This window comes from Bifidobacterium sp. W8114, from assembly GCF_016101165.1.
Taxonomy (GTDB): Bacteria; Actinomycetota; Actinomycetes; order Actinomycetales; family Bifidobacteriaceae; genus Bombiscardovia; species Bombiscardovia asteroides.
This window is the reverse complement of sequence record NZ_JACFRA010000011.1, coordinates 1-7,708: the sequence shown is the minus strand read 5'-3', so window position 1 is coordinate 7,708 and position 7,708 is coordinate 1. Positions and strand designations below refer to the sequence as shown.

3 protein-coding genes and 1 pseudogene are annotated in these 7,708 nt (G+C 54.8%); 3 read left to right on the top strand and 1 reads right to left on the bottom strand.

Annotated features, from left to right (window positions below; all coding sequences use genetic code 11):
* Positions 1-281: pseudogene (locus tag H3T89_RS08695) on the top strand (hypothetical protein); the annotation flags it as partial.
* Between the two features lie 1,568 nt (positions 282-1,849).
* Here the strand turns inward: H3T89_RS08695 and H3T89_RS08690 are convergent.
* The gene (locus tag H3T89_RS08690; protein WP_198216877.1) at positions 1,850-2,479 is read right to left on the bottom strand and encodes an NAD(P)-dependent oxidoreductase; all 630 of its coding nucleotides are present in this window, start codon (positions 2,477-2,479) and stop codon (positions 1,850-1,852) included.
* Between the two features lie 161 nt (positions 2,480-2,640).
* Here H3T89_RS08690 and H3T89_RS08685 point away from each other — a divergent pair, with 161 nt between their 5' ends.
* Complete coding sequence (locus H3T89_RS08685; protein ID WP_198216876.1) at positions 2,641-2,982, top strand: winged helix-turn-helix transcriptional regulator; 342 nt, start codon at positions 2,641-2,643, stop codon at positions 2,980-2,982.
* A gap of 578 nt (positions 2,983-3,560) precedes the next feature.
* Positions 3,561-7,400 carry an RCC1 domain-containing protein gene (locus H3T89_RS08680; protein WP_198216875.1) on the top strand — a complete coding sequence of 1,280 codons (3,840 nt, stop codon included), beginning with the start codon at positions 3,561-3,563 and terminating at the stop codon, positions 7,398-7,400.
* Positions 7,401-7,708: the final 308 nt, after the last annotated feature.

Genomic DNA, 7,708 nt, shown 5'->3' with positions numbered 1-7,708 from the left:
AGGCGCAACGGACGGCACCCTCCTATGGCGGCGGCCGAAACGGCTACACGCCCACCTACCGGCCATCCGCCAACAAAGGCGGCGGAAGCGGATCCAGTCCAGCCGCCGGTCAAGGTGGCGGAGGAGGCGGATCCGCCCCATCTACTCAAAACAGCGGCGGATTCAATCTTCAGGACTACCCCAACCTGTGGAACCAGATGCAGCAAGGCCATGAGGGTCCAGCCATCGACAACCAGGGGAACTGCGTCGCCGATTGTTATGGATGGACAGGTTCTAATTAGGCTTTTACGGAACCAGCGAGGGTCCGTTAATACAACGGAGTCGCTGTACTCAGACCCTCAACCATGGCCTGAACATAGCCATTTATAAAACGACTCCGGTCTTGATTCTGAAGCCGGAGTCAAAAAATCCCAAGTACTGCTATGAATTGATCAGCATCTGACTCGGTCTTGGCAGATGGCTAAATCAAGTACTTTCACACGTATCAGCGATAAGTGCCCAAATAACCCTCTGAGGCCCATCAACACCACCTGGGCAGACCACTCTTCAGTACTGTTATTTTAAAATTACTTATTAATCTCCATCCGTTTATCTCACTCACTCATCACTTCTACGCTCACGACGGTGTAACTCCTGGGCTGACTTCAGTCAGAATCGTATGACCTCACTAGCCTGCCGAATCGATTCTTCAGAGCTTTCAAATCCCACATGTCCGTTCGGGACTCCAGCAGGGCGCCCTGACTCTGAGACATTCGTATGTAAGTCAAGACGAAACCGGGATTTATAAGGCATTCGTCCTCGTAGCTGCACCTACGGGAGCAATCTGGACCACGTCTTGTGTTTGAAGACCTTGATAAAGACTGGTCCAATTTGGTCAATAGCTGTTCTGAGGTATATGACATCTATGACATCAGTGTCATAACGTTTCTGTAGTGATTTGTAAGGAATCAGTACTTCATTGCTCCTTGGTTAGGTTTCACATGAAAAACCAGGTTTGTTATTTTTATCATCATGTCGTCCTATCTTCTCGTCCAATCCCCGACTCAACCGCAGCAACCTTAACCCGACGTGTGCTTGGTGCACTTTAGAGAGAAGAAGATGCACATGTTGTTATCCCCCAGTGATCACCGCACAACTTCCTGCTTCTCTATTGTCGTCGTCGGCTGCTTGTTCATCGCCGTTGTTGCCGACGATCATCAAAGGAGCCGTTAGGTCATAACCCTCCTGGCATCTTGTTTCGGCAAGACCACCTTCATGAATCAGGACCTTACATTCATTCGTTGATACTTAGAGTCATTAAAAGTGGTAACAGTCTGAAAAAATGTCGATGTTGCTTTAATCCTCTCCAACAGGAAAGCAGTTGTATCTTCAGGCCTCCTGGCCATCCCCCAAAATGACACCAATCCGGCATGCAGGCTTTCATGATCGTTCTTTTCATTGTTCCCTCTAAAAACCCGGATCCTCCATCAACCAGCTCAAGGGCGGGGGCTGCCTGTGATGTGTTATTCCAAGACTGATGCCAAATCTGTCATCTGTTGAATGCCGGCAACACAAAATGCCGTCCTTAGCGTTTGATCCAACATACTAGGTGATGTTCAATGATTATAAAAATAGGGGGAAGCAACAACAACGAAGCAGAATCCAAGCACCAATTCACATGAGACAATTCCATCAGGTTCAGTCAAATAAACCGCATCTAGACTGTCAATCAGATAAAAAGCAATCCAACAATCAGAAATCGCCGTGTATAGGCATCTGCTTCGACTCCCCATAACAGAAACGGCGCAGTTCAAACAAAGCAGGTTACTCATACTGTATTTTCAATTCAAATGGCTTGGACTTTAGCCAATTACTTGGCATAAACAGAGATGCGTTCACCGACGTGTCTGCCCGACTCGGCTTCATCCACCACGGCAATTGCATAATCGGCATAGCTGATGAAACTCTCCCCCTCAGCATTCGCAGTCAATTCTTCACCTGCCAACCCGTATGAACCGTTGCGTTTTCCATCGGCCTGGAAATCAGCGGCAGGACTGATGTAGGTCCACTTGACATCGGAACGGTTGCGCAGGCCTTCAAGCGCCTTGCTATGGGCGGCCGAGACCGGCTTGTAGTCATCCGAAAAATCAGGAGTATCTTTAAGCGCCAAGGTGTGCTCCTTATTAACAAACAAGCTACCGGCACCCCCTACCACAATCAATCTGATATCGGTTCCTGACAATATGCCGGCAAGATGCTTGGCTGCATCCGGAATGACATGCAGAGTCTCCGATGTCCATGTGCCGACGGCATCCACAATTACATCGAAGCCAGCCAGATCCGCCGTAGTCAAATCAAATAGGTCCTTAAGGATGGCGTGTGGAGCTGCCGACTTGTTTTCACCTCGCACCACAGCGGTTACTTCATCTCCGCGCGACAAGGCTTCCTTGACGACAAGTCGGCCTTCTTTACCGTTTGCCGCCACTACTGCAATCTTCATAATGATTCCCTCCATATTCGTTACGGACTAATTCTGTTTTCTGCTGTCATGATGTACCTTATGGTCATACAGAACAAAAAAGAAGTAGGCATTAATATGTTCTATAGTTACTCCTTGGGAACTTTTGCTGATTTCCCTGCATTCTTCAGATTGGAGCTTAGATGGAGCGCGAGTTACCGACGTGTCCCGTGGAGACTACTTTGCTGATGATCTCCGATAAGTGGAAGGCACTGATCCTGCGCGATTTGCTGAACGGAACCATGCGATTTGGCGAACTGCGCCGTTCCGTTGGCAATGTCTCGCAGAAGGTACTGACCTCGAACCTGCGCCAAATGGAGCGTGATGGCCTTGTGCACCGCAAAGTATATGCGGAGGTACCTCCTCGGGTGGAATATTCCTTGACAGAAACAGGCAGGAGCCTGAAACCGGTCATCAACGCTATGCGAGATTGGGGCGTTAGTTATCAGGCAAGCCACGGCAATCAAGAGCATCCTGCCTCTTGAGTCGCAATAGTTCAAACCAGCAATTCAAAAAAAGCAGCTCGCAAACGGCTGACCGGCAAAGCACTCCTGACCACCAACACGAACAGCATCCGAGGTAACGCCAAAGTAGCTCATAGTCTGCAGACAGATCGTCAAAGAACTGCTTCACCTTTGCCGCTACTGGAGCTCACTCTCGATAGCATCAGCTGGGCAACCATGCTCCAGCCCAATTAGCTTTATACATACAAGGACAACCGGCCATGTATGGGCAGCATCAGAATCCTTCTTCAGCTCTCCTCAGGGCTTCTCTCCGTGACCGTTGCAACAGTCCGAAGCTACATCAAGTAAGCAGCCAGACCAATAGGATGGCTCTATAATCACTAACAACTTGAAGTCACGCATTCATCAACACGGATAGAAGAAAAAAGACGGTCATGCACCATATGATTGACGACAGTTTTCCATGTTTTATTTTCACCTTGCTTTCACATATATGGTAAAATTATATGAGTGGCCAAAGTTGTCTTCGGCGCGTGACTCGTCGGATGTTGGGGATTCTTGACAATATGGCTGCGATTCCTGGGGAAGGGGATCACACTATGCCTCGTCAGCACTCTGATATACCTATATCCGCTCGACCGGCTTTGTTGGTCAGCCTCCTGCTGGCCATCATCCTGCCCGCAAGCCTCCTGGTCTGCACCTATGCCACAGCAGACAGCGCCACAACCGAATCCAGCGCGGCCCACGCGGTCGCGCCGACTACACCTGGAATTAGCGGGGAGGAGGGGGGTCGTGAAGCTGAACAAAAGTCCAGCAATCCTCCTGACACCACCACCCAGCCAACTGAAACAGCAAACATTCCAACAGCAACCGCTCCTACTTCACCATCTCCCCTGGCCACACCCTCCCCTCTGAATCCCACACAGCCGACCCCATCCATTTCCCCCACGCCGGACAAGACCAGCACTCCCAACGAGAAAGACAGCGCCGAGCTGCAGGCGCGCGCCTCCACAACGCACACTGTCACCTTCAGCAATCCCCAAGGCATCGACAGAACACAAACCATAGCTGACGGAGAGCGTGTGAAACGTCCAGCGGATCCAACCCGAGACGGCTACCTGTTCGACGGCTGGTTCATCGGTTCAACACCCGTCGCCTACGATTTCAACCAGCCCGTCATCAACGATGTGAATCTCACCGCCCACTGGACCAAGGCAGATGCCTGGAGCATGAGCCCCGTGCAGGGGCCGGTCGCCGGCGGCACGAAAGTCACCCTGACCCCGCCCGGACCCCGAGGAATTCGCTTCAGCCAGGTCAGCGATGGAAGGGGGCACATTCTTGCAGTCGCCTCGGACGGCAACCTCTACGCCTGGGGAAGCAATGATCATGGCCAACTCGGCGACGGGACCACCACTGAACGTCATGAGCCGGTCCCGGTGAAGAAACCCCAGGGCGTATCCCAGGATTTTACCTGGGTCCAGGCCTCAGCCGGATACTTGTTCTCCGTGGGTCTGGGATCAGATGGCAAGCTCTACAGCTGGGGCGACAACACCTATGGTCAGTTGGGGAACAACACTACAACCGCGCATTACACCCCCGAACCTGTTAACTTGCCACAAAATGCCCCATCTGGGTTCACATGGAAGCAGGAAGCGGTAGGTAGCTTGCATGCTCTTGGCCTAGGATCTGACGGCAACCTCTACAGCTGGGGCAGCAACGATCATAACCAACTGGGGGACGGCACTACCACTGAACGGCATGCCCCCGTCCAGGTGAAGTTGCCAAACGGAGTACCCCCCGGATTCACATGGAAGCAGATGAGCGGATGGGGATGGCATTCTCTGGCCTTGGGATCGGATAACTGGATCTACGGCTGGGGTGCAAATACCCGTGGCGAAGTAGGTACAGGATCAATCACCGATAATAAAATTACGCCCGTCCGAATTGCCACACCGCAAGGTGTTCCCTCCAATTTCACCTGGAGACAATTCCAAATGGGGGACTACTACTCGCAAGCTATCGGATCCGATGGCAACATATATACATGGGGTTACGGCGGAAACGGCAACGTTGGCAATGGACTCACCGTCGATGTGTACGGCCCAACTCCAGCGCATAAACCCAATGGAGTGCTACCTAATTTCTCTTGGAAACAAGTAAGCCTCCTATCTGTTGCATCACTGGCCATTGGCTCAGACGGAAACCTCTACTCCTGGGGTGCCAATAACAATGGCCAGCTGGGCGACAACACCACTACCCAGCGAAACACCCCTATCCGGGTTGCTGCGCCACAGAACGCGCCAACTGGACTGACCTGGGTTCAGGCAAGCGCCGGTTGGGACAACAACTCCTTCGGCTTGGCCTCAGACGGCAACCTGTACTCCTGGGGCAAAAACGCCAACGGCCAGCTGGGTGACAACACCACCAACGAACGACACATCCCTGGACGAGTGAACATGCCCGGTACTACCACAGTCACTGCGGTCAGCTTCGGTGGAACGGCGGGCACAAACATAACCAAGAACGCTGACGGCACATGGAGCGTCACCACGCCCGCGCATGCGCGAGGAAAAGTGGACACAACCGTCTCATGGACTCTCAACGGCCAGCAGCCGGACGCCCACCTAGCCTACAGATATTTGGGCTCCTACACCGTCACTTTCACCAGCACAGACAGCTCCTACCCGACACCCTCCGGCATGCCCCAAAACCAAACCGTCACCGAAGGCAGACAGGCCAAACGCCCCTTCCCCAATCCGAAAGCGGATGGCTGCCTGTTCGACGGCTGGTTCATCAAGGACACCAGCAACGACTCCTGGATCGCCTACGACTTCAGCCAGCAGGTCACCGGCAATATCACCCTGGCAGCCCACTGGACCATAATGGACACCCACTGGGCCCTGAACCCCGACAAGGGCAACGTGCTCGGCGGCCAGCAGGTGACCATCACCCCGCCCACGATCAACCGGGGCACCCGCTTCAACCAGGCCAGCGCCGGAGGCTCCTTTTCCATAGGCGTCGCCAGCGACGGAAACGCCTACGCATGGGGCAACAACAAGTACGGGCAGCTTGCTCAGAAACCGGCTGATGCCGCCACGCAGAAAACTCCCGTCAGAATCCCCCTGCCCGACGGCGCGGATTCCAGCTTTACCTACACCCAGGTTGCAGCCGGCGACTCGCACGTCCTGGCCATCGGATCCAACGGCATCCTCTACAGCTGGGGACGCAACGATCACGGACAATTGGGCGACGGCACCACCACAGACCGGTACAAGCCCCAGCCCGTCAAGGACACCAGCGGCCAGCCATTCAAAGCCGTACAGGTCAGCGCCGGCGTCGCCGACTCAGCCGCCATCGACTCCGAAAGCCGCGTCTACACCTGGGGCAGCGAGAGCACCGGCAAGGGCCAGACGCCCGCGTACAGCACGACCAGGAAGAACCCGACTCCAGCCGCTGACCCGGACAATCCGGGACAGACCTTGCATGCGGTCCAGGCCAGCCTCAACTGGAGCTTCGTCATGGCCCTGGACGCCGATGGCAACGTGTACACCTGGGGATACAACACCAACGGCCAGCTCGGCAACGGCACCAGCGACAGCACCAATTACGCATCCAATCCGGCCCGACTGCCCAATCAGTCCTTCCAAGCCATCCAAATCAGCGCGGGGAGTTGGAACGCCCTGGCCATCGATTCGAACGGGAACACCTGGACCTGGGGATACAACGGGTACGGCCAGCTGGGGGATGGCAGCACCAGCGACAAATACAAGCCCCAAACCGTGCAGAACCCTACCAATACCAGCCAAAACCTTAAAGCCGCCCAGATCAGCGCGGGTGTGAACCACTCCCTTGTCGTCGGCCGTGACGGCAGCCTCTGGGCATGGGGATGGAACAGCAACGGGCAGCTGGGCATCGGCAGCACCGTCAATCAGAACAAGCCCGCGACCATCAAGGACCCCGCGAACAAGGCCCAAACCTTCAAAGCCGTTCGAAGCAGCGTCGGACAGCTCCATTCACTGGCCATCAGGCAGGACGGCAACCTCTGGGCCTGGGGAGACAACCAATACGGGCAGTTGGGCAGCAACCGAACGGCAGCCAAAAGCACAACCCCCCTGGCGGTTGCCTTCGATCCGAGACCTTTGGTGCTCACTGGCGTCAAGTTCGGCGGCATCGCCGGGACCAGTCTGTACCGGAACGCCGATGTCACCTGGAGCATCACCAACCCGCCCCACGATGCAGGACCCGTCGACGTGGCCGTCGACTGGACCATAGACCAGGCCGCACAGACGACCGCCCACCTGGGCTACACCTACGAGGGCATCCTGCCCAGGGCCGGCAGCGCCGGACTCCTGGTCCTGCTCGCCGCAGGACTGCTCACTGCAGCAGGCGCCACGGCAGCAGCCTCCCACCAACGAGAAAGCAGCAGCCGTCGCCACTAAACTCTTTGCACGAGTAAGCGGGGTGGCCCCGCAAACCCCAAGATTGCCGGGCCACCCATTTCCTTAGCCTGTTGCTGTGCTCTTTAGCTAAAGCTGCATAATAGCTAAGAGGCAGAGTTGCCTGAACAAAATCGTGACTGGTGGGCGAAAAGGGTGTCCGCTCATGCTTGGCAATCCCCCGGGTCTTCTTCGTTGAAGAGCAATTACCAGATTCCCAACACTGGGCCTATAGGAACTAAACGCGTTGTTTTAGGTTCTGTGTGTGGGTTTGGTTGTGTGTTGGTCAGAGTGTGGTGTTGGGGTATCTG